The following is a 21,481-nucleotide window of genomic DNA, read 5'->3' on the forward strand; positions in this document are numbered from 1 at the left end:
GCGGGCGCACCCCCAGGGGTGCGGGCCGCCCCGGCCGGTGTCCGGGAGCGTCAGCAGATCCGGCCCGCGCCGGCCTGCCGGTCGACGATCTGCGGCACGGCCTTCGGCGAGTCCACCTTCGTGCGCAGGGTCGGCTTCCAGCCCGCGCCGGGCTTGAGGATCTCGCCGGGGATCTCCGCGTTGTGCACGGCGATGAGATCGGTCCGCTTGCCGTTGACGTAGTTGTTCTCTGCGGTGAGCGGCGCCTCGTTCCACTTCTTCAGGGTCTTGCCGGCGCCGGCCCCGGCGGGCAGCGAGAAGGCGTTGTCCGTGGCGTACAGCTGCGAGGAGGCTCCGATGCCGAAGGTGTAGGCGTACGGCTGGTCCTTGGTGACCACGAAGTGGTTGTTGTACGAGTCGACCTGCCCGAACCGCACGCGCGGGGCCCGCTCGACGATGCCCTCGAAGCGGTTGTGGTGCAGGGTGACCTTGAGTTTGCCCGTGTCGTCGGCGCCGGCGGCGTCGCTGTTGCCGATCAGCATGGTCTTGTCGTGGTCCTCGAAGGAGTTCCAGGACACCGTCACGTGGTTGGCGCCGCGCACGACGTCGAGCAGGCCGTCGTGCTGCTGGTAGACCTTGCCGAAGTAGGTCGGCAGGCTGCTGTCGGGGTAGCGCCCGTCGGTGAGGGTGTTGTGGTCGATCCACACATGGGTGGAGCCGTACACCACCACGCCGTCGTACTCGGAGTTCCAGGCGCCGGTCTTGTTGTCGTCGGTCGGGTCCCACTGCGGGAAGCAGTCGATCGGGGCCTCGAAGGCGAGGTTGCGGACGATGACGTTGTCCACGCCCTTGATCTGCAGGCTGCCGCCGCGGATCCCGGCGTCCTTCCCCACACCGACGATGGTGGTGTTGGCGGGCACGTTCGCCTTGATGGTCTTGTCCTGCGCGGCGGCCGACGCGGCCCTCAGGTCCTCCTGCTCGCCGCTGACCGGCTTGTCGTGGCCCCAGACGGCGGGGTCGTAGGCGGCGAGGTACTTCTGGAGGTCGTACCCGGCGGCCGCGAACGCGTCGCAGCCCTCGGACACGGCGTCGATCACGCCCTTGACCTTGATGATCTTCGGGGCGGACCCGCCGTCCTTCAGGGCGGCGCGGAACTGCTCCCAGGTGGTGACGGTGTAGACGTGCGCGGCGTCCGCCTGGGAGCCGCCCGTGGTCCCGGAGCCGTAGGAGGCCCACCCGTCGTTCGCCGCGAGGGTCTGGCGGGCGACGTCCCGGGGCTGGGCCTGCGCGCCGGTGCCGCTCAGGGACAGCACGAGCGCGGTGCAGCCGATGAGCACGGCCGCTCTCGCAATGGCATGATCATGACACTTCTGAACGCTCATGGTGCGGCTCTCTTCCTTCTTCGTCAGGGGTGGCACGCCGGACTACGGCCAGGTGATCCAGGACCCGGGAATCCGCTCGTCCAGCCGCCGCACATCACGCGGCCCGAGCACCCGGGTCCGCAGCAGCTCACGCGCCACGAGCCGGGCCACCTCGATGGCCCCCGGCGGATTGAAGTGCGTGTTGTCCTGCTCGGTGGCGGTCCAGTTGAAGTACTTCTTGGTCTCCTCGACCCCGAGCCGCTGCCACAGGGCGAGCGACAGCGCCTGGACGTCGAGCAGCGGGACCCGCTCCTCGCCGGCGAGCGCCCGCATGGCCGCCGGGTACTCCCCGTGCGTCGGCAGGGCCTTACCGGCGGCGTCGAACCGCCGCCGCTCCACGGAGGTCGCCAGCACCGGCCGCGCCCCACGCGCCCGGGCCCCGTCCAGGTACATCCGCAGATACTGCTGATACGTCGACCAGGGCTCGGTGTACCGGGTGGGATCCTCCGCCTTCTCGTCGTTGTGCGCGAACTGGACGAGCAGGAAGTCCCCGGGCCGGATGGCGGACAGAATCACCTTCAACCGCCCCTCGTCGACGAAGCTCTTCGAACTCCGCCCGTTCACGGCATGATTGGAGACGGCGACCCGGGATCCCTGCAGAAAGAACGGAATCGCCATTCCCCACCCGGTCTCGGGCGCGGCGTCCTTGTACTTCTGCGCGGCGGTGGAATCACCGGCGATGTAGAGAGTGGGGGTACGACGAGCACCGGCGTGAGCGGTACCGGTAGCGGCAAACGCCAGCGGAACAGAGGCTGCGGCAACAGCAACCTGTCTACGACTGAGAGACACGCGGAGTCCCTTTCTGGGGGGCGGTGTATGTCCTGCTTCAGGGGCGCGGGGCTGTGTCGATGTGCGGCTCCGCCGCGTGGGCGCGACCAGCCAGGGGCGGCCCGTACCCTGCAATCCACAGGCCGCCCCTGCGGCGAAACTCAGCAGACATCAACCCTTCTGCTGGTCCCATTCCTCCTGCGCGGCATTCAGCTGCTCGGCCATCGTGTCCAGGAAGTCCTTCGCACTCATCTTCCCGAGCAGCACCTTCTGGAAGTTCGGCTCGTTGTCGGCCTTGGAGATCGTGTTCCAGTCCGGCAGGTAATACGGCAGCTGCACGATCGTCGTCGACCCGTCCGACAACGCGTCAGCGGCCAGCTTCGTCGGCTCGGCCTTCGAGATCCACGCGTCCTTCGCCGCGTCCGTGTTCGACGGCACCTGCCCCGCCGCCTCGTTGAACTTCGAGTTCTCCGCCTTGGACGTGGCGAACTCGATGAACTTCCAGGCCGCGTCCTTGTTCTTGCCGCTCTTGAACAGCCCCAGCCCGTCGACCGGGTTGGACACCTGCACCCGCTTGCCGCCGGCACCGACCGGCTGCGGAATGCCCCGGAACTTCTCGACCCCGAGCGCCTTCACATGGTCCTGGTACGACCCCAGGTTGTGGTTCAGCATCCCGATCGTGCCGGAGTCCCACTGCGCGACCATCTTCGTGAAGTCGTTGTTGAGGTCGGCGGCCGGAGTGACCTTCTTGTACAGCGCCGCGTACTTCTCCAGCGCCGCCACGTTCTTGGGGTCGTTGACCGTGGTCTTCTCACCACTGGAGTCCCAGAACGACGTGATGCCGGACTGCCCGTACATGGCGTCCAGCGCCTGGGCGATGGAACCCGCACCACCGCGAATGGTGTAGCCGAACTCGTTCTTGCCCGAGTTCGTCAGCTTCTTCGCGGCCTCGTAGAACCGCTCCCACGTCGTCGGCTCCTCGAGCCCCGCCTTCTTGAACAGATCGGTGCGGTAGTACAGCACCCCGTTGTTCGCGGAGGTCGGGATCGAATACAGCTTGTCGTCCCCGCCGCCGGCCGCCTTCAGCGACTCGACCATGTCCTTGTTGAGCTTGCCGCTCAGCGACGACGAGCCGAGCCGCTCGTCCAGCGGTTCCAGCGCGCCCTGCGCGGCGAACCCGGCGAGCATCGCCGCGCCCACGCCGCCGACGTCCGGCAGGCCACCGCCCTGGAGGGCGGTGTCGACCTTGGACTGATATTCGGTCGAGGCGATCCCGACGTACTCGACCTTGATGTCGGGGTTGGCCTTCTCGAAGTCGGCGATGATCTCCTTCCAGCTCTCGGTGCGGACACCGCCGTTGTTGTCCCAGAAGACGATCTTGCCCTTGCCGCTTCCGTCGGCGCCCTTGTCGCCGCCCGCCCCGCTGCCGTCGTCGCCGCAGGCGGTCGCGGTCAGCGCGAGCACGGCCCCCAGGGCCACGGCGGCCGAGGTGCGGCGGCGCCCGCCTCTGCTGCCAGTGTGATTGCTGATCTTCATTGGTCGGCTCTCTTCTTCTGGATCCAGCGAACTTGACGGTGTGGGGGTGGGTGTGGGGGTGGGTCAGCGGTGGGTGTGCGGTGCCCAGCCGTCGGCGCCCGCCAGATAGGCGGTGACGGTGTGGGAGCGCGCGTCCCGGTCGCTCATCTGCGGGCGGTCCGGGGTGACCGACGCGCCCGGGCCGTAGGTGCGGTACTCGGTGAACCGCGCGTCCTTCCACGAGAAGCCGCTCATGTCGGTCCACGGCGAGGCCTTGATCGCGGCGGGCAGGCGGGTGTCGCGGATCAGCACCTGGGCGACCGCGTTCGGCTCGCCGCCGGGGTGCCAGGGCCTGCCGAGGTGGAAGCTGCCGGCCGGCGCGTCGCTCACGATCTTCGAGCGGGTGATCAGGAACCCGTGCGGGTTGCCCGTCCAGGTCGAAGCGGCGGTGACCCACCCGTTGTTGGTCGTCGACCCGCGGCTGAGCGCCTTGATGACGGACCGTTCGATCACGGTCGTGGCACGCCCGTAGATGAAGTCGACGTCGCCCTCGATGTAGGAGTCGCGGACATACACCCGGCTGATCACGTTCAGCTTGGGGCTGTCGGTCATCAGGGTGTCCTGGTTCCCCAGGAAGGCCGTGTTCTCGAAGACGATCCGGTCGCCGGTCGTCTTCATGGCGAGGGCCTGCTCGCCCTTCAGCTCGAAGGCGGCCTCGTCGAAGTCGTTGCTGAAGGTGAGGTTGCGGGCGGTGACGTCGTTCGCCGCGATCCGCACCGTGGCGCTACCCGTCGAACCCCCGTACTCGGCCGGCGTGTCGAAGACGATGACGGTGTCGGAACGGTCGTGTCCGGTCCCCCGCAGCAGGATCTTCGGCTTGGCCGCCGGGATGAACACCTTCTCGCGGTAGGTGCCCGGCGCGACGGCGATCGTCACCGGCACGTCGTTGCCGTCGGGGACGGCGTCCACGGCGGCCTGCACGGTCGGGTAGGCCCCCGGGACGTCGAGGGTCACACCGATCCGCTGCTGCGGCCCGGAGGACTTCTTCACCAGGGCGGGGACGGCAGCGGCGGGGTCGAGCCGGTAGTCGTAGAAGTCCCGCGGGTCGAAGGCGGCACCCCACTCGTCGGTCCGCCCGCTCGTCTTCCTCAGGATCGATCCGCGCTCGACCAGCTCCGCGGTGGTGTCGGCCTGGTAGGGGTGCTGGACCCGGTCGTAGTAGCTGTTCTCGATGACCATCTTGGTGCGGCCCCGGGACCAGTTCCCGTACGTCCACACAGGGTCGCCGTCGGCCACCTGCGCCGAGACGTAGTTGTTGTAGAGGTGCGCGTAGGCGCAGTTGTCCGCCGAGGGGTTGCGCTGCTTCGTGCCGGTGAACCAGTTGTGGTCGATGGTGATCTGGGTCCGGACGTTGTCCGTCCAGCCGATCCCGAACGCCTTGTTGTGGTTGCTGAACTGGTTGTAGGAGACGGTGACGTACTGGCTGTCCTTGCGGATGTCGAGCAGGCCGTCGCCCATGTGCGTGAAGCGGTTGTGGTCGATCCATACGTGGTGGACGGAGTCCATCTGGATGGCGTCGAAGTCGGTGGTCTTGCCGTCCCAGTCGCCCTCGACGTAGGAGTCGCGGATCGTCAGGTTGCGGATGATGACGTTGTGCGTGCCCGGGTTGAGGTGCAGTTCGCCGTGGACGATCTCACCGGCGTCCCCGACGCCGATGATCGTCTTGTTCGAGGCGACGACGATGTTCGAGCCGAAGGGCTCGACGGCGACCGTCCCCGCCACCCGGATGACGTACGGCTCCTCGGCGGCCGCGTACTTCGCCAGCGAGGCCTGGTCGGTGACCGTGACGACCTTGCCGCCCGCCCCTCCCGTGGTGCCTCCCGCCAGCGAGGCGAAGCCATGGGCCTGGTCGGTCCAGCGGGCTGCCGTCGGTGCGGACATCGCGGCGGGGGCGGGTTCGGCGGCCCCCGCCTCACTGGTCACGCCAAGTCCCAGGGCGGCGACCAGACCGGCTACGGCGGCCAGGGCGACACCCGGTCTGGGCAAGCGCTTGCTACGGAGGTGCGTCATTGCGGCTCCAACAGGCGTGAGGGGGTACGGGCGCGGTGGATTACAGGGCGGTGATCCGGAACTGCGTGAACGTCGCGGCGCCCGCGTGCCCCTGACCGGCGGGCGCGAGGGCGAAGAGGCCGAGCAGGGCTCCGACCCAGCGCCACGGGGTGGCGGTGAAGACGGGGCCGGACGGACGGAATCCGTCGCCGTCGCCGACGTCCGCGGAGAAGCGGCACCGTGCCCCCGCGCCGATCTCGATCCGCAGCCGGGCCCGGCCCTCGGGGGCGATGCGGGGGTGCGCGGCGTCGCGCTCCCTCTCCGCGACGCCCTCGGCGAACCGGTGCACGAGGTGGACGGTGCCGTCCGTGCCCCGCTGGAGGCCGATCCAGCCGAACGCGTCCCCGAGGAGCGCGAGCCCGGCCCGGGCGCCGGGCTCGTCGCTGTCGAGGCGCAGCTCCACCTCGGCGGCGCAGGGCGCGCCGGGCAGCCGTTGGGTCAGCACGTGGGGCAGTTTCCGCAGGTCGTGGGCGTCTGCCGAGCGGACGCAGGTGAGCCGCAGTCCGTCCCCGGAGTGCTGGGTGGCCCAGCCGTCGCCCGGGTTGGCCGTCCACTGCCACTGGCGGCCGTACCGTCCGCCGGGGAAGTCGTCGTCGGTGGCGGGGGCGGAGGGCGGCTGCGGCGGCAGGGCGGGGCGTCGGTGTTCGGCGACGGGGGCGCCGTCGTCCCCGAGCACCGGCCAGTCTCCCCCACTCTCGGCTTCGCTCGAGCGGGAGGTGCCCCCATGGCCCCAGCGCATGGGCTGGAGGTGGACGACCCGGCCGTAGGCGCCGCGCTGCTGGAAGTGCAGGAACCAGTCCTCGCCGGACGGGGTGCGCACCCAGCCGCCCTGATGGGGGCCGTTGACGTCGGTGTCCTTCTGCTCCAGGACGATCCGCTCCTCGTACGGCCCGAAGAAGCCGCGCGAACGGAAGGCGCCCTGCCAGCCGGTCTCCACGCCGCCGGCCGGGGCGAAGATCCAGAACCAGCCGTCGTGACGGTAGACCTTGGGGCCTTCGAGGGTGAACCAGCCGGGTATGCGGTCCCCGTCGACGATGACCTTGCCCTCGTCGAGGAGGCCGGTGGCGTCGGGGCGCATCCGGTGGCCGGTGAGGCGGTTCTTGACGCCGGAGCGGGACTTGGCCCAGGCGTGGACCAGGTAGGCCTCTCCGGTCTCCTCGTCCCACAGGGGGCAGGGGTCGATCAGGCCCTTGCCGGCCTTCAGCAGGTGCGGGCGGGTCCAGGGACCCCTGATCTGCGGGGCGTTGATCTGGAAGACGCCCTGGTCGGGGTCGCCCCAGAAGATCCAGAAGCGTTCGTCGTGATACCTGAGAGACGGGGCCCAGACGCCGCAGTCGTGCCGGGGTCTGTCGAACTCGGCGGCCGGTTCGAGGCGTTCCAGGGCGTGGCCCACCAGGGTCCAGTTGACCAGGTCCCGGGAGTGCAGCAGTGGCAGTCCGGGGGCCCGGCCGAAGCTGGAGGCGGTCAGGTAGAAGTCGTCGCCGACGCGGACGACGTCGGGGTCGGACCAGTCGGCGTCGAGGATGGGGTTGCGGTAGGTCTCAGAGGTCACGGGCTCACCAACAGGCGAGGTCTCGGACGTCACGGGCTCACCCCCTTGCGAGGTCTCTGCGGTCACGGGCTCACCGCCTTGCGGACCAGGGATGCCGCAGCGTCCCGGTCGAGTCGGCCGTCGGCGACGACGGTGACCACCCGGCGCACCACGGTCTCGCCCGGCGGGAGTGGTACGCGCTCCTCGTGCGCCAGGGAGGATCCGACGCCCGGGTACTCCCCGGTGCGCACGAACCACGGGTCGCGGCGGGTCTGTTCGGTCGCGCCGGCGAAGACCAGCGTCCAGGTGCCGCCCCGCAGGGCGAGCCAGTCGGCGGGCCGGCCGTGGACCTCGTCCTCACCGTCGGCCCCGGCCGTGAAGACCTCCGCCGCCGAGTCCTCCTTGCGGGCCCGCCAGAAGAAGCCCCCGTAGGCCGCGCCCGGGCGCCCGTTGGTCGCGGGGCTGCCGATCGACAGGGGGCCCTCGGTGACGTTGGTGAGGGAGAAGGTGAGGTCCAGCGCCCAGGCCTGGTCGGTGAGTTCGGTGGCGGCCACCGTACGGCGCTCGCGCAGCAGCTCGCCGTCCGCGGCCACCCAGCGCAGCTCCTCCACGAAGCCGTCGGGGTCGCGCAGCTGGAAGGCGATGTGCCGCTGCGAGCCGTGGTTGTCGAGCTCGGTCGGGCCCTGGTCGCGGACGTAGGTGCGCCCGCCCCAGAAGTTGAACCCCTCGACGTCGGGAACGGCGACACCGACGCCGAGGTGGTGTGCGTGGTCGGCCGGGGCGAGTTCGGTCACGGCCGTGCCGGCCAGGGTGGTGACGGGGTGCAGGTAGGGGCGCGGGGAGAGCCGGGCGGGCAGTTCGGGCCGGGTGACGTAGCGGCCGACAGGCCGGCCCGCGACGCGCAGGACCGTGGTGTCGTTGCTGGTCATCGGGTGTTCACCTCGTTCGGCAGGTGCTCCGCGGACAGGGCCCAGGGGGCGCCGAGCTCGGAGTAGAGGGAGAGGGTGTCGGCGGCGGCCGCGACGAGTCCGTCGATGCCGGGCACCACCCGGCGGTTCTCGCCGGGGATCCGGTGCCAGGCGGTGTCCGGCAGCGGCGCCGGGTCGGGGGCGGTGCGGATGGCCTCCACGACCTTCATGAAGGCCCCGGTCTCGTCCGGCGGGACCAGCAGGTCCGCGCCGGTGGTGAGGTGGTCGACGAGGTTCTCCAGCAGGTCGGTGCGACCGTGCTCGGACTCCTGCGGGCCGTGCCCCGCACGCTGCAGCAGCACCCGGTCCTGCTTGTACCAGAAGGTGATCCGGCCGCTGTCGCCGTGCACGAGGACGTACGGCTCGTCCGACTCCTCGGCGCACAGCGTCGCGGCGACGGTCACCGGGTGGCCCTGCGTGGTGGTGACGCGGACACAGGAGGTGTCGTCGGACTCGATGGCGTTGGCGCGCAGCAGCTCGGTCTCGATGCCGGTGACGTGCTCGGCGCGGGTGCTGCCGCCGAGCGCGAGGGCGGTGGCGACGGCGTGGGCGAGGGGGTTGGTCAGCGCCCCGTCGATCACGTCGACGCCGTTCAGCCGCCGCTTGCCCGCCCAGGGCGCCCGCCGGAAGTAGTCCTCGTCGCGGACCCAGGCACCGGCCCCGCCGAGCCCGACCAGTTTCCCGATCGCGCCCTGCTCGATCAGCTCGCGGACGGCGGGCAGGGCGTGCGAGCCGAGCGACTGGAAGCCGATCTGGCAGACGACTTTGGCCGCGGCGACCCCGTCGGCCATCCGGCGGAACTCGGCATAGGAGGGGGCGGGCGGCTTCTCCAGGAGGAGGTGCACCCCCCGCTCGGCCGCCGTGAGGGCGAGGTCGGTGTGGGTCGGGATCGGGGTGCAGATCACCGCGACCCGGGCGCCGGTGGCGTCCAGCAGGGCGCCGAAGTCGGCGGACTGCTCAGGTGTGCCCAGGTCGCCCAGTTCCTCCTCGGTCAGCGGTGTCAGCTCGCAGATCCCGACGAGCCGGACGATGCCCTTGTGCTGGAGGCGGCGGATGTTCTCGACGTGCCAGCGGCCGTGACCGCGGGCCCCGGCGAGGACGACGGGCAGGGGTGTGCTCGGGGATTCGCTCATGGTGTCGATCATGCGACCGGTCATGGGATCCTCCCCGCACCCGCGCCGCGGGCCACCGCCCGGTCGGCCGCGCGGGCGCTGTCGATCGGGCCGTGCAGCGTGGGCGTCCAGCCCACATCGGCCGTCAGATCGCGCTCGCTGCCCGAGTTGTAGGCGTTGTAGATCGCGAGCAGGTCGACCGGGAAGCCGTTGAAGAGCGTGCCGCTCTGGTGCAGGGCGCTGCCGTTCCAGCTCTTGACCAGGTCGGCGACCTCCACGTGGCCGGGCGCGTGGAAGGCGTTGTTCTCGGCGTGGATCCTCGACTCGGTGGAGACGCCGAGGGAGTAGCGGTAGTCGTCGCCGGTGATGTCGTAGCGGTTGTTGTAGACGTGGACCTGGCCGAAGCGGACGCGTGGGGCGCGCTGGAGGACGGACTCGAAGGCGTTGTGGTGCAGGGTGACGCGGAGTTTGCCGCGGTCGCTGGTCGCCGTGTCGCTGTTGCCGATCAGCATCGCCTTGTCGTGGCCGGCGAAGCGGCTCCAGGAGACGGTGACGAGGTCGGAGCCGCCTGTGATGTCCAGCAGGCCGTCGTGGCGCAGGTAGTTGCGGGCGAAGTAGGTGGGTTCCTTCGCGTCGGGGTGGCCCTTGTCGCTCAGGGTCACATGGTCCACCCACACATGGGTGGCCCCGGTCAGCCAGATGTTGTCGTAGGCCGTCTTCCAGTCGCCGAGGCCGCCGGTGTTGGGCTGCCAGACGGGGAAGCAGTCGTAGGCGTCGCGCAGGTCGAGGTTGCGGACGATGACGTTGTCCGCGTCCTTGATCTGGAGGCTCGCGCCCTTCAGGACGGCCGAGTCGCCGAGTCCGACGAGGGTGGTGTTCGAGCCGACGGGCAGCACGACCCGTTCGGCCTGCCGCGCGGCGGACGCCTTGCGGGCCTCCTCCTGGGGGCCGCTGGGCTTGGCGGAGCCCCAGGTGCGGGGGTCGTAGGCGGCGAGGTACTTCTTCAGGGCGTAGCCGCCGGTGGCGTAGTCGGCGCAGTCCAGGCGGTCGCCGTCGTCGTCGGTGTTGGCGTCGATCGTCCCGGCGATCTTGATGATCTTCGGGGTGTCGCTGCCGCCGTCGAGGGCGCGGGCGAGGCCGGCCCGGTCGGTCACGGTGAAGACGTGGGCGTCGTCGGCGGCGGCACCTCCGGTGGTCCCGGCGCCCTCCGCCGCCCAGCCGTCGTTCGCCGGGAGGGTGTCGCGGCCGATGTCCCGGGCCTCGGCGTGCGCGGGCACGCAGAGCACGCCCAGCAGGGAACAGGCGACGGTCAGCTGCCGGAGCCTCATCCCTTCACCGCCCCCGCGCTGAACCCGGTGATCAGCCACTTCTGGATGAAGGCGAACACGATCACCACCGGGACGGCCGCGATGATGCCGCCCGCGGCGAGGGCGCCCAGGTCGACGCTGTCGGCGCTCATCAGGGAGTTGAGGCCGACGGGGATCGTCTGCTTGTCCTGGTTGTTCAGGAACATCAGGGCGAACAGGAAGTGGTTCCAGGAGTGGACGAAGGCGAACGAGCCGACGGCGATCAGACCGGGCCGCAGCAACGGCAGCACCACGATACGAAAGGCCGTCATGCGGTTGCAGCCGTCGACCCAGGCCGCCTCCTCCAGGGTGTAGGGCACGTTCTTGATGAAGTTGCTGATCAGGATCATCGACAGCGGCAGCTGGAAGACCGTCTCGGCGAGGATGACACTGCCGAGCGAGTTGATCATCTGGAGCTCGGCGAAGATCTCGAACAGCGGCACCAGCAGCAGCGCGCCCGGCACGAACTGGGAGCACAGCAGGGCCAGCATGAACGCCCGCTTGACCTTGAAGTCGAACCGGGCCAGGGCGTAGCCGCCGGCCAGCGCGACGAGGGTCGTCATGAGCAGGGTGGCGACGCCGACGAGCACGCTGTTGGTGAAGTAGGTGCCGAAGCTGCGGTCCGTCCAGACCTTCTCGAAGTGGTCGAAGGTCATCGGCCAGGGCACGAGCGAGGTCGAGCCGGCCGGGCGCAGCGAGAAGAGCAGGATCCAGTAGAAGGGGATGAGGGTGAAGATCAGGTAGATGCCCAGGGGCAGGTAGATCTGCCAGCGGGGTGCCTCGTCCCAGGCCCGCTGGCCCTTGGTGGGGCGCGGCGGTTCGGGGGTGGCGGGCACGGGGGCGGGCACCGTCTTGGTGGCTTCCTTGACGCTCACTTGCTCTCGCCTCCGAACTTGCTCAGGCGCAGGTAGACCATCGAGCAGAAGAGCAGGATCACGAACGCCACCGTGGTCAGGGCCGACGCGTAGCCGAAGTTGTGGGCGTCGACGGATGTGTTGGCGATGTACAGCGGCAGCGTGGTCGTCTCGCCCGCGGGGCCGCCGCCGGTCAGGGTGTAGAGCAGGTCGACGTTGTTGAACTCCCACACCGCGCGCAGCAGCGTGGACAGGATGATGGCGTCCTTCAGGTGCGGCAGCGTGATGTGCCAGAACTGCTTGACGCGGCTCGCGCCGTCGACCTCGGCGGCCTCGTAGAGGTCCTTGGAGACGGACTGGAGGTCGGCGAGGATGAGGATCGCGAAGAACGGCACCCCGCGCCACAGGTCCGCCACGACCGCCGCCGGGAACACGGTCGAGGTGTCCGACAGCCAGCTCGTCCCGTAGGAGCCGATGCCCATGTCGGCCAGGTAACGGGTGACGCCCGTCTGGGAGTTGTAGAGCAGCACCCAGATCGCGGAGGTCAGCACGCCGGAGACGGCCCACGGGGAGAACACCAGGGCGCGTCCCAGGCCCCGGCCCACGAAGGTCTGGTTGACGATGAGGGCGAGCGCGAGGCCGAACAGCAGTTGGAGGCCGACCTCGACGACGACCCACTTGGCGCTGAAGACCAGCGTGTCCCAGAAGACGGGGTCCTTGGTGAAGGCGTGGACGAAGTTGTCGAAGCCCGCGTAGCCGTTCCGCCACGGCTTGGTGGGGTTGTAGTTCTGCAGGCTGTAGTAGAAGACGCTGATGACCGGGTAGGCGATGAACCCCAGCATCAGCAGGGCGGCCGGCGCGATCAGCAGGTACGGGAGCCTGCGCGGCGTGGCGGAGGCCCGGCGCCGCCGGGGTGGCGCGGGCGGTTTCGCCACGGCTGCGGCTTGGGCCATGACAGGGTCTCCGATCTGGGTACGGTCGTACGGGAAGCGCTTTCTCGATGTGCGGGAGTCCGCCGGGAAGCGCGGTACGGGTGCCTCGTGCGGCGATGGTGCCTCGTGCGGCGGTGTGGCGAGTGCGGACTCGTTGTGCTCTGTCGCGCCGTTCCCCGCGCCCCTGAGTGGGACCGGTCAACCGGCGTAGGGATCCGGGGCCTTGCCGGGCCGTGCCAGGAACTCGAAGTCGCAGCCGGTGTCGGCCTGGGTGATCTGGTCGTTGTACAAGGCGCCGTAGCCGCGTTCGTAGCGGGTGGGCGGTGGCGTCCAGTCCTTGCGGCGGATCTCCAACTCCTCGTCACTCACGTTGAGTTGGAGGGTGCGGGCCTCGACGTCCAGGGTGATCGAGTCACCGCTGCGGACCAGGGCCAGCGGGCCCCCGACGTACGACTCGGGCGCGATGTGCAGGGCGCACGCGCCGTAGCTCGTGCCGCTCATCCGCGCGTCGGAGATGCGGACCATGTCCCGGACGCCCTGCTTGAGCAGGTGGTCGGGGATGGGGAGCATGCCGTACTCGGGCATGCCCGGGCCACCCTTGGGTCCGGAGTTGCGCAGCACCAGGACGCTGTCCGCGGTGATCCCCAACTCCGGGTCGTTGATGGTGCGTTGCATGGTCTTGTAGTCGTCGAAGACGACGGCGGGGCCGGTGTGCTTGAGCAGGCGCCGCTCGGCGGCGATGTGCTTGATGACCGCGCCGTCCGGACAGAGGTTGCCGCGCAGTACGGCGACACCGCCCTCGGCGGCGACCGGGTTCTCGCGGGTGCGGATGACGTCGTCGTCGTGGACGACGGCGCTCTCGATCTGCTCCCCCAGGGTGCCGTTGACGGTGGGCCGGTCCAGGTGCAGCAGGTCGGTGATCCGCGAGAGGAAGGCGGGCAGACCTCCGGCGAAGTGGAAGTCCTCCATGAGGTACCTCTGCCCGCCGGGGCGGACGTTGGCGAGCACCGGCACGGTCCGGGCGATGCGGTCGAAGTCGTCGAGGGTGAGCTCGACCTGGCAGCGCCCCGCCATCGCGATCAGGTGGATGACGGCGTTGGTGGAGCCGCCGAGCCCGAGCACCGTGGTGACGGCGTCCTCGAAGGCCTCGCGGGTGAGGATCCGTGACGGCTTGAGCCCGGTCCAGGCGAGCTCCACGGCACGGCGCCCGGAGGCGGCGGCCATCCGCTCGTGCCCGGAGTCGACGGCCGGGATGGAGGAGGCGCCCGGCAGGGTCATACCGAGGGCCTCGGCCGCGGCCGTCATGGTCGACGCCGTCCCCATGGTCATGCAGTGACCGGGCGACCGCGCCAACCCGCCCTGTAGCTCCCGCAGTTCGCAGTCGGTCAGGTTGCCCGCGCGGTGCTCGTCCCAGTACTTCCACATGTCGGTGCCGGACCCGAGGGTCTCGCCGCGCCAGTGGCCCGGCAGCATCGGCCCCGCGGGCACGAAGAGGGCCGGCGCGTCGGCCGAGGCCGCGCCCATGAGCAGGGCGGGCGTCGACTTGTCGCAGCCGCCGAGCAGCACCGCCGCGTCGACCGGGTACGACCGCAGCAGCTCCTCCGTCTCCATCGCGAGCAGGTTGCGGTAGAGCATCGGGGTCGGCTTCTGGTACGTCTCGGAGAGCGTGGCGACCGGGAACTCCAGTGGGAAGCCGCCGGCCTGCCACACCCCCCGCTTGACCGCCTCGGCCCGCTCGCGCAGATGGACGTGGCAGGGGTTGATGTCGGACCAGGTGTTCAGGACGGCGATCACCGGGCGGCCCTGGTACTCCTCCGCCTCGTAACCGAGCTGGCGCATCCGGGCGTTGTGCGACCAGGTGCGCAGCTGGCCCTCGGCGCCGTACCACTGATGACTCCTGAGGTCCTCGGGGCGCAGTCTGCCGGTCATATCGACCACCCCGCGGCGATCGCGGCGACCTCGGCGCGCTGTTCCTCCCGGAGGGTGCGGCTCGGCGGGCGGACCTCGCGGCGGCACAGGCCGAGGGAGGCGAGGGCCTCCTTGACGACGGTGACGTTGTCGGCGGAGCCGTTCGCGGCGCGCAGCTCCTCGAAGCGGCGGATCTGCTCCCAGACCTTCATCGCGGCCCGGTAGTCGCCGGCGCGCAACGCCTCGATCATGTTCAGGGAGACCGCCGGGGCGACGTTCACCAGCCCCGAGGTGAAGCCGGTGGCACCGGCGGAGAAGTAGGAGGGGGCGTACGGCTCGGCGAGCCCGGCGACCCACACGAAGCGTTCCAGACCCGCGTCCCGGGCGAACGCGGCGAACCTGGCCGCGTCGGGAACGGCGTACTTCACGCCGATGACGTTCGGGCAGTGGTCGGCGAGTTCGGCGAGCCGGGCGCCGGTGAGCTGCGCGTTGCGGATGTACGGCACGACGCCCAGCTCGGGCACGGCCTCGGCGATGGCGCGGTGGTAGTCGACCCAGCCGGCCTGCGAGACATAGGGGTGGACGGGCTGGTGGACCATCACCATCTGGGCGCCGAGCTCCCGGGCGTGCCGGGCGGAGGCGACGGCGGTCGGGATGTCGTGTCCGACACCGACCAGGACGACGGCCCGCTCCCCGGCCTCGTCGATCGTCAGCTCCGTGACGAGCCGGCGCTCTTCGGGGGTGAGGGCGTAGAACTCGCCGGTGTTGCCGTTCGGAGTGAGGGTGGTGATGCCGCCGTCGAGCAGGCGGCGCAGCAGGGCCCGGTGGGTGTCCCGCGCGACGGAGCCGTCCTCGGCGAACGGGGTCACCGGGATCGCCACCACGTCGGCCAGGGCCGCCCGCTGGGTCTCGAACGCCACGCTGCTCATTACTGACCTTCCTGTTCCAGTGCCGCCTCGGGGAAAGCGCGCTGCACGAAGGACGCGATGTGGGCGTGCAGGGCACGCGCCGCGCCGTCGGCGTCACCGTCGAGGGCGAGCCGCAGGATCTCCCGGTGCTCGCCGGCCTCCCGCTCCCAGGAGGGAGAGGCTGCCCAGGCGACGGCGGAGACCAGGGCGGCCTGGTCGCGGACCTCGTCGAGCATCCGGCCGAGCAGCGGGTTGCCGCACGGCAGGTACAGGGCGCGGTGGAACTCCCGGTTGGCGAGGGAGCGTTCGGCGGTGTCGGTGGCGGCGTCGGCCCGGGTCAGCGCCTCGCGGGCGACGTCCAAGGAGGCCCCGCGCTGCACGGCCCGCTTCAGCGCCTCGGGCTCCAGCAACAGCCGTACGTCGTAGACCTCGCGCGCCATGTCCGCGTCCACCATGCGCACGGTGACGCCCTTGTACTGGCTCATCACGACCAGCCCGGTCCCGGCGAGGGTCTTGAGCGCCTCGCGCACCGGGGTCTTCGACACCCCGAACTGCGCGGCGAGCTCGGTCTCGACCAGCGCCTGCCCGGGCGTCAACTGCCCGGTGAGGATGCGGTGTTTGATCCCCTCCAGCACGTACTGCGTGCGGGAGGGGATCGGCGTGGGCACAGAGGTCATGCGCGCCTCTCGGATCTCGCGTCTCGGTGGATCGCGTATCGGATCTCGCGTATCGCGTCTCATATATGACGTACGAAGTACGACGCGATGACGGTAGGAGGGCGCGTGGGGTTCGTCAATGCTTTCGGCAAAGAAACAGCAATCGCTTTCTACGAAGCGCCTTCTGGGGTGATGCGTTCGCACGTGGTGCGTTCTGGCGTGGTGCGTCCTGGCCTGGCGCATCCTGACCTGGCGCATCCTGACCTGGCGCATCCTGGCCTGGCGCGGGCTGGCCTGCGTCCTACCTGGCGCGTCCTGACCTGACGCGGGCTGGCCTGGCGCGTCCTACAGGGCGCGCGTCCACCCCGGGTCCCGCCCGCTCAGCCCGATCGCGCGGTCCAGCAGGGACGCGTCCGCCTCGGCGGCGACGATCGGGCCGAAGATGGCGCCGCGCTGTGGGTCGTCGGCGGACGCGGCGAGGAAGTCGTGGCTGGCCCGGAGTGCGGCCGGGTCGGGGGTGTACGGCCGGCCGGTCGCGCGGGCCAGGTCCCAGCCGTGGATCACCAGTTCGTCGGCGGCGACGAGGCCGGCGATCTCACCGGGCAGGTCGACGCCGCCGGCCCGGGTCATGCCGGTCCAGGCGGCCGGGTCCCGCCAGGCCTCGGCCATCTCGGCGAGCACCTTGGGCAGTTCCTCGCGCCAGTCGGGCCCGAGCTCCGGCAGGGAGGAGCCCGGGCTGGTGTCGGTCGTGACGCCGAGGTCCTTGCCGCCGGCGTCCCGGAAGGCGCCGGCCAGGTGGGTCAGGTGGGCCAGCATGTTGCGTACCGCGTACTCGGGGCAGGGTGTCGGGTCGGCCAGTTGCTCGTCGGTGACGGCCTCGGCGAGGCGGGCCACGACCGCCGCCTGCGGTCCGAGGTCGAGGGTCGGGTTCGGGGTCGTGTCGGTCATCCGCTGCTCCTCCTGGTTGCGCTCTCGGGAGGTAGACCGACGGCGGCCGCGGAACTCATCGCCCGGACGCGCGTTTCCCAAGGCACCTTCCCGATGCCCGCGCACGGGCCTTAGCGCCACGATGACCAGGCATGACGACCAAGACGACCTGGCCCGTGGCGCGCGTCCTGCGGGACCGCGACGCGGGCCTGTACCTCTCCGGCGTGGTGGTCTCCGGCTTCGGCACCTCCGCCCTGTGGCTGGCGTCCGGCGTGTGGGTGAAGGACCTGACCGGCTCGGACGGCCTGGCCGCGCTGTGCATGCTCGCCATGTGGCTGCCGACCCTGGCGGGGCCGCTGCTGGGCGGCCTGGCCGACGGCCGCCGCCGCAGACCCCTGCTGATCGGCGTGAACCTGCTCCTGGGCGTGCTGCTGCTCGCCCTCGTGCGCGTCGACACCCCGGGCGACCTGTGGCTGCTGTACGCGGTGCTGTTCGTGTACGGCGCGGCGGGTGTCGTTCACGACGCGGCCGAGTCGGCGCTCGTGGCGACCGCCGTCGAGCCGTCCCTGCTGGGCGACTTCAACGGCCTGCGCACCACCGCCACCGAGGGCATGAAACTCCTGGCCCCGCTGGCGGGCGCGGGTCTCTACGCGGCGCACGGCGGCGCGGGCGTCGCCCTCCTGGACGCGGCCACCTTCGTGCTGGCCGCGGGGCTGTACACGGCGCTGCGGGTGAGGGAGGAGAAGCCCGCGCCGCCCACCGGCAGCCGTCGGCGGCGGACCGCCGAGGGCGTCCGGCACCTGTGGGCGCACCCCGTGCTGCGCCCCCTGGTCCTGGCGGGCGGCGCCACGATGCTGTGCGCCGGCCTGAACGGGGCGATGGTGTACGCCGTCGTCGACGGCCTGGGGCACTCCCCCGCGTACACGGGCGTGCTCTACGCCGTGCAGGGCGCCGGTTCGGTCGCGGTCGGTCTGCTCTCCGGCCCCGCCCTGCGCCATCTGGGGGCGCGGCGCTTCGCGGCGTCCGGCATCGCCCTGCTGGCTCTCGCGGTGGCACTGCGGGCGGTGCCGTCCGACCCGGTGGCGCTGGTGTGCGGCGCGGCGATCGGCATGGGGCTGCCCGCGGTGCTGATCGCCGCGCTGACGTCCGTGCAGCGCGAGACGCCCGGTGCGCTGCTGGGCCGGGTCACGGCCACCGCCCACACGCTGGTGTTCACACCGAACGTGATCGGGCTGGCCGCCGGGGCGGCCCTGGTCGAGCTGGTGGACCACCGGCTGGTGCTGGTGACCCTGGGCATGGCCCTGCTGGTGACGGCGGCAGCGCTGTGCGCTCCTCCGGCCGGTGTCGAAGCCGTCCCGCTCCGGTGACGGCCGACCCGCCGCCTCAGAGCCCGGCGAGGGCGGAGCGGACCGTCTCCAGGTCGTCGTCGGATGCCAGCCCGGCGTGATACAGCCGCAGTTCGGTGGCGCCGAGCCGCCGTGCCTCGGCGGCGTCGGCGGCGAGGGTGCCCGGGCTGCCGCCCATCCCCGAGACCACGGTGAAGTTGGCCGCGATGACGGCGCCCTCGCGCTCCTGCCGTGCGAACGGCGTGAGCGTGCCGGTGCCACCCGCGCAGGGCACGACCACACCGTCCGCGACGGACAGGATGTGTGCCGGGTCGACCCCGGGGTTGGCGCCGACGTGGTACGACACCGGGTCCGCGTGCAGCAGCACCTGGAAGCCGTCGGGAGCGGCCGCCCGGACCGCCGCGACGGCCTGCTCCTGGAGCGTGCGGGCGGTGTCGTCGCGGTACGCGCGCGTGGTGTGCGCGAGCGTCTCGCCGAGGAGCTTCTCGATGCCCGCCCAGCCTCCGTCGGAGGGCGCCCCCTGCCACACCGGCTCCAGGGCGGTCCGTACGGCGGCCGCCAGCCGGTCGGCGTCGAGGCCGTGCCGGCCGTAACCCTCCCGGCAGGACGGGCAGAAGCACAGCGCCATCAGGTACTGCCCGGCGTCCCCGAGGCCGATGCCGCCGGTCTTGTCGTGGGCGTGCAGATGCTGCAGGCCGTACCAGCCGAGGGACTCCAGCTCGGTGCCGCGCGCCCCGGGCCGGACGGCCGCCTCGGCCGCCAGGTCGGTCAGGTACGCGCGGGTGGCGGGCTGCGCGATGCACGGCGCCCAGGGGTAGCGGTCGCCGTAGGCGTTGACGACCGAGGTGTCCGGGTGTTCGGCGCCCAGGCGGGAGTTGTGTGCGAGGACGACCCAGGTGTGCACCTCCAGACCGGCCTCGGTGAGCGCGCCGGCGGCCTGGCCGAAGGCGTCCCCCGGGGCCCAGTCGCCGGCCGCGTAGGGGCGCAGCTCGCGTCCGGCCCAGCGGTCGTCCGCCGGGTACAGCACCGCGGCGTGCTCGGCGGTGACGATGCGGTGGCGCGGGTGACGGGGCGTGAGGGCGCGGGTGGAGTGGTAGGCGGCGGCGAGCGTCACCTGTGCCACGCCCAGCGCGGCGATGCGCGCGGGTGCCTCCGGGTCGCCGTTGACGTCCCAGGGGTAGACGAATGTCGACGCCTTCACGTGGCCTCCTCCAGCAGTGCGTAGCCCCGCTCGATCACTTCGGCGAGCTGCTTCACATGATCCCCGGCCGGCTCGTGCAGCGGGGGCCGCACCTCCCCGACGTCGAGGCCGCGCAGCCGTACACCGGCCTTGACCAGGGCGACCGCGTAACCGCGGCCCTGGGCGCGCAGTTCGACGAACGGGCGGTAGAAGCCGTCCAGGAGCTTGTCCACGGTGGTGGCGTCGCCGGTCCGCAGGGCCTGGTGGAAGGCGAGGGCGATCTCCGGCGCGAAGCAGAACACGGCGGACGAGTAGAGCGTCACGCCGAGGGCGCGGTAGGCGAGCTGGGTCTGCTCGGCGGTCGGCAGGCCGTTGAAGTAGAGGAAGTCGCCCGGGGTCTCGGCGCGGACGGCGCTGATTATGCGCTGCATGAGGTCGAGGTCGCCGAGCCCGTCCTTCAGGCCGATGATCCCGTCCGTGCGGGCGAGTCCGACGACCGTCCCCGGGGTGAACACGGCGTTGTCGCGCTGGTAGACGATGACCGGCAGGGCGGTGGCGGCGGCCACTTCGCGGTAGTGCCGCAGCAGCCCCTCCTGGCCGGCGACGACGAGGTAGGGCGGCATGGCGAGCAGCCCGTCCGCCCCGGCGGCCTCGGCGAGGCGGGCGTAGCGCACGGCGAGCGCGGTGCCGTACCCGGCGCCGGCGACGACCGGGACGCGCCCGTCGGCGGCCTCGACGGCGGCCCGTACGCAGGCTTCGAACTCCTCGGGCGTCAGCGCGTGGAACTCGCCGGTGCCGCAGCAGGCGAACACCGCGGCGGCTCCGGCCTCCACCCCGCGCCGGACGTGCGTGCGGTAGGTGTAGAGGTCCACGGAGCCGTCGGGTCCGTAGGCGGTGACCGGGAAGAACAGCGGCCCGCTGGGGATGTCGAGTCGAGCGGCGAGAGGGGCTGACGTCACAAGCTCTCCCGGTTCCATATTCATGATTGGCGTCTATATTTCTGAACGACTCCACGCTAAAGCGCCCCCTTGGCGCCGGTCAAGCGCGCACACCCGCGACGCACCTGCGGATTCACCCCCTCCGCGACATACTTGACGGGCTCCGCCCCGGATCCTTAGCGTGTCCACGCATATGAATGCCGTGCGCTCATCTGCACGCCTGGCGATCAGCACGGTTGGCGATCAAGGAGACCCGAGGATGCCCGCTCCCCGCACCGTCCTGCTCACCGGCGCCGCCGGCGGCCTCGGCACCCTGATGCGGGACCTGCTCCCGGCCTACGGCTACGACCTGCGCCTGCTGGACCTGCGTCCGATCGAGGGCGAGCCCGACGCGATCGCCGCCGACCTGGTCGACCGGGACGCCGTGCGCGAGGCGGTCCGGGGCGTCGACGCGATCATCCACCTCGCGGGCATCTCCCTGGAAGCCCCCTTCGAGAAGATCCTCAAGGCGAACATCGAGGGCACCTACCACCTGTACGAGGCCGCCCGCGAGGAGGGCGTCGGCAGGATCGTCTTCGCCTCCTCCAACCACGCCGTCGGCTACACCCCGCGCCCCCGGGGCGACGACCCCCTGATCCCGGTCGACACCCCGCGCCGCCCGGACACCTTCTACGGCCTGTCCAAGTGCTTCGGCGAGGACCTCGCGCAGCTCTACTGGGACCGGCACGGCCTGGAGACGGTCTCGGTGCGCATCGGCTCGTGTTTCCCCGAGCCGACCAGCGTGCGCATGCTCTCCGTGTGGATGAGCCCCGAAGACGGCGCCCGCCTCTTCCACGCGGCCCTGACCGCCGAGCACGTCGGCCACACCGTCGTCCACGGCTCCTCCGCCAACACCCGGCTGTGGTGGGATCTCACCAGCGCACGGGCGCTCGGCTACGAGCCGCAGGACGACTCCGAGCCCTACGCCGAGAAGCTCATCGCCGAGCAGGGCGAACTGCGGGACGGCAACGAGGCGCACGCCTACCTGGGCGGCCAGTTCGTGACGGACCCGCCGATCTGGCCGTACTGACCGGAAACGGTCGT

The 21,481-nt window shown here is 71.1% G+C and carries 19 protein-coding genes; 3 read left to right on the plus strand and 16 right to left on the minus strand.

Annotated features, from left to right (window positions below; genetic code table 11):
* Positions 1-50: 50 nt before the first annotated feature.
* The 13 genes from QOL88_RS08805 to QOL88_RS08865 form a co-directional block, all read right to left on the minus strand.
* Entirely contained in the window at positions 51-1,361 is a 1,311-nt protein-coding gene (locus tag QOL88_RS08805; protein WP_097215892.1) for a pectate lyase family protein, read from the minus strand.
* A 42-nt stretch (positions 1,362-1,403) separates the two neighbouring features.
* Positions 1,404-2,189, minus strand: coding sequence for a rhamnogalacturonan acetylesterase (locus QOL88_RS08810; RefSeq protein WP_097215893.1), 786 nt, complete (start codon positions 2,187-2,189; stop codon positions 1,404-1,406).
* 150 nt (positions 2,190-2,339) lie between these two features.
* The gene (locus tag QOL88_RS08815; RefSeq protein ID WP_097215894.1) at positions 2,340-3,704 is read right to left on the minus strand and encodes an ABC transporter substrate-binding protein; all 1,365 of its coding nucleotides are present in this window, start codon (positions 3,702-3,704) and stop codon (positions 2,340-2,342) included.
* A 63-nt stretch (positions 3,705-3,767) separates the two neighbouring features.
* Positions 3,768-5,753: a pectinesterase family protein gene (locus QOL88_RS08820; protein ID WP_097215895.1), complete on the minus strand. Its 1,986-nt coding sequence runs from the start codon at positions 5,751-5,753 to the stop codon at positions 3,768-3,770.
* 40 nt (positions 5,754-5,793) lie between these two features.
* Positions 5,794-7,344 (minus strand): glycoside hydrolase family 43 protein, encoded by a 1,551-nt coding sequence (locus tag QOL88_RS08825; RefSeq protein ID WP_097215896.1) that lies wholly within the window; start codon positions 7,342-7,344, stop codon positions 5,794-5,796.
* Positions 7,345-7,406: 62 nt separating this feature from the next.
* Positions 7,407-8,252, minus strand: coding sequence for a DUF6807 domain-containing protein (locus QOL88_RS08830; RefSeq protein ID WP_097215897.1), 846 nt, complete (start codon positions 8,250-8,252; stop codon positions 7,407-7,409).
* On the minus strand, positions 8,249-9,448 hold the full coding sequence (locus QOL88_RS08835; RefSeq protein ID WP_179878807.1) for a Gfo/Idh/MocA family protein: 1,200 nt from the start codon (positions 9,446-9,448) through the stop codon (positions 8,249-8,251). The genes QOL88_RS08830 and QOL88_RS08835 overlap by 4 nt, the downstream gene beginning before the upstream one ends.
* Complete coding sequence (locus QOL88_RS08840; RefSeq protein ID WP_097215898.1) at positions 9,445-10,731, minus strand: pectate lyase family protein; 1,287 nt, start codon at positions 10,729-10,731, stop codon at positions 9,445-9,447. Before QOL88_RS08840 ends, QOL88_RS08835 begins: the two co-directional genes overlap by 4 nt.
* On the minus strand, positions 10,728-11,624 hold the full coding sequence (locus tag QOL88_RS08845; RefSeq protein WP_097215899.1) for a carbohydrate ABC transporter permease: 897 nt from the start codon (positions 11,622-11,624) through the stop codon (positions 10,728-10,730). Before QOL88_RS08845 ends, QOL88_RS08840 begins: the two co-directional genes overlap by 4 nt.
* Positions 11,621-12,556 (minus strand): carbohydrate ABC transporter permease, encoded by a 936-nt coding sequence (locus QOL88_RS08850; RefSeq protein WP_097215900.1) that lies wholly within the window; start codon positions 12,554-12,556, stop codon positions 11,621-11,623. Before QOL88_RS08850 ends, QOL88_RS08845 begins: the two co-directional genes overlap by 4 nt.
* Positions 12,557-12,733: 177 nt before the next feature.
* The gene (gene araD / locus QOL88_RS08855) at positions 12,734-14,464 is read right to left on the minus strand and encodes an L-arabinonate dehydratase (RefSeq protein ID WP_097215901.1); all 1,731 of its coding nucleotides are present in this window, start codon (positions 14,462-14,464) and stop codon (positions 12,734-12,736) included.
* Entirely contained in the window at positions 14,461-15,372 is a 912-nt protein-coding gene (locus QOL88_RS08860) for a dihydrodipicolinate synthase family protein (RefSeq protein WP_097215902.1), read from the minus strand. Before QOL88_RS08860 ends, araD begins: the two co-directional genes overlap by 4 nt.
* Positions 15,372-16,028, minus strand: coding sequence for a GntR family transcriptional regulator (locus QOL88_RS08865; RefSeq protein WP_097215903.1), 657 nt, complete (start codon positions 16,026-16,028; stop codon positions 15,372-15,374). Before QOL88_RS08865 ends, QOL88_RS08860 begins: the two co-directional genes overlap by 1 nt.
* Before the next feature lie 105 nt (positions 16,029-16,133).
* Between QOL88_RS08865 and QOL88_RS08870 the strand changes: the two genes are divergently transcribed.
* Positions 16,134-16,331, plus strand: coding sequence for a hypothetical protein (locus tag QOL88_RS08870; RefSeq protein WP_143668845.1), 198 nt, complete (start codon positions 16,134-16,136; stop codon positions 16,329-16,331).
* A gap of 21 nt (positions 16,332-16,352) precedes the next feature.
* Here the strand turns inward: QOL88_RS08870 and QOL88_RS08875 are convergent, their stop codons facing one another.
* Complete coding sequence (locus QOL88_RS08875; protein ID WP_097215904.1) at positions 16,353-16,955, minus strand: TIGR03086 family metal-binding protein; 603 nt, start codon at positions 16,953-16,955, stop codon at positions 16,353-16,355.
* A gap of 131 nt (positions 16,956-17,086) precedes the next feature.
* Here QOL88_RS08875 and QOL88_RS08880 point away from each other — a divergent pair, with 131 nt between their 5' ends.
* On the plus strand, positions 17,087-18,301 hold the full coding sequence (locus tag QOL88_RS08880) for an MFS transporter (RefSeq protein ID WP_097215905.1): 1,215 nt from the start codon (positions 17,087-17,089) through the stop codon (positions 18,299-18,301).
* Between the two features lie 16 nt (positions 18,302-18,317).
* Here QOL88_RS08880 and QOL88_RS08885 read toward each other — a convergent pair whose 3' ends face one another.
* Both QOL88_RS08885 and QOL88_RS08890 read right to left on the minus strand, forming a co-directional pair.
* On the minus strand, positions 18,318-19,481 hold the full coding sequence (locus QOL88_RS08885; protein WP_097215906.1) for a hypothetical protein: 1,164 nt from the start codon (positions 19,479-19,481) through the stop codon (positions 18,318-18,320).
* On the minus strand, positions 19,478-20,419 hold the full coding sequence (locus QOL88_RS08890) for a 5-dehydro-4-deoxyglucarate dehydratase (RefSeq protein ID WP_097215907.1): 942 nt from the start codon (positions 20,417-20,419) through the stop codon (positions 19,478-19,480). The genes QOL88_RS08885 and QOL88_RS08890 overlap by 4 nt, the downstream gene beginning before the upstream one ends.
* A 238-nt stretch (positions 20,420-20,657) precedes the next feature.
* Here QOL88_RS08890 and QOL88_RS08895 point away from each other — a divergent pair, with 238 nt between their 5' ends.
* Positions 20,658-21,467, plus strand: coding sequence for an NAD-dependent epimerase/dehydratase family protein (locus tag QOL88_RS08895; protein ID WP_097215908.1), 810 nt, complete (start codon positions 20,658-20,660; stop codon positions 21,465-21,467).
* The last annotated feature ends 14 nt before the right edge of the window (positions 21,468-21,481 follow it).

Source organism: Streptomyces sp. Ag82_O1-12, assembly GCF_900182715.1.
Taxonomy (GTDB): domain Bacteria; phylum Actinomycetota; class Actinomycetes; order Streptomycetales; family Streptomycetaceae; genus Streptomyces; species Streptomyces massasporeus.

What these genes read in the sequence shown, in the direction of transcription:
- QOL88_RS08805 (WP_097215892.1), bottom strand. Translation starts at nt 1,361, where the DNA reads ATGAGCGTTCAGAAGTGTCATGATCATGCCATTGCGAGAGCGGCCGTG.
- QOL88_RS08815 (WP_097215894.1), bottom strand. Translation starts at nt 3,704, where the DNA reads ATGAAGATCAGCAATCACACTGGCAGCAGAGGCGGGCGCCGCCGCACC.
- QOL88_RS08820 (WP_097215895.1), bottom strand. Translation starts at nt 5,753, where the DNA reads ATGACGCACCTCCGTAGCAAGCGCTTGCCCAGACCGGGTGTCGCCCTG.
- QOL88_RS08830 (WP_097215897.1), bottom strand. Translation starts at nt 8,252, where the DNA reads ATGACCAGCAACGACACCACGGTCCTGCGCGTCGCGGGCCGGCCTGTC.
- QOL88_RS08835 (WP_179878807.1), bottom strand. Translation starts at nt 9,448, where the DNA reads ATGACCGGTCGCATGATCGACACCATGAGCGAATCCCCGAGCACACCC.
- QOL88_RS08840 (WP_097215898.1), bottom strand. Translation starts at nt 10,731, where the DNA reads ATGAGGCTCCGGCAGCTGACCGTCGCCTGTTCCCTGCTGGGCGTGCTC.
- QOL88_RS08850 (WP_097215900.1), bottom strand. Translation starts at nt 12,556, where the DNA reads ATGGCCCAAGCCGCAGCCGTGGCGAAACCGCCCGCGCCACCCCGGCGG.
- araD (WP_097215901.1), bottom strand. Translation starts at nt 14,464, where the DNA reads ATGACCGGCAGACTGCGCCCCGAGGACCTCAGGAGTCATCAGTGGTAC.
- QOL88_RS08860 (WP_097215902.1), bottom strand. Translation starts at nt 15,372, where the DNA reads ATGAGCAGCGTGGCGTTCGAGACCCAGCGGGCGGCCCTGGCCGACGTG.
- QOL88_RS08865 (WP_097215903.1), bottom strand. Translation starts at nt 16,028, where the DNA reads ATGACCTCTGTGCCCACGCCGATCCCCTCCCGCACGCAGTACGTGCTG.
- QOL88_RS08875 (WP_097215904.1), bottom strand. Translation starts at nt 16,955, where the DNA reads ATGACCGACACGACCCCGAACCCGACCCTCGACCTCGGACCGCAGGCG.
- QOL88_RS08880 (WP_097215905.1), top strand. Translation starts at nt 17,087, where the DNA reads ATGACGACCAAGACGACCTGGCCCGTGGCGCGCGTCCTGCGGGACCGC.
- QOL88_RS08895 (WP_097215908.1), top strand. Translation starts at nt 20,658, where the DNA reads ATGCCCGCTCCCCGCACCGTCCTGCTCACCGGCGCCGCCGGCGGCCTC.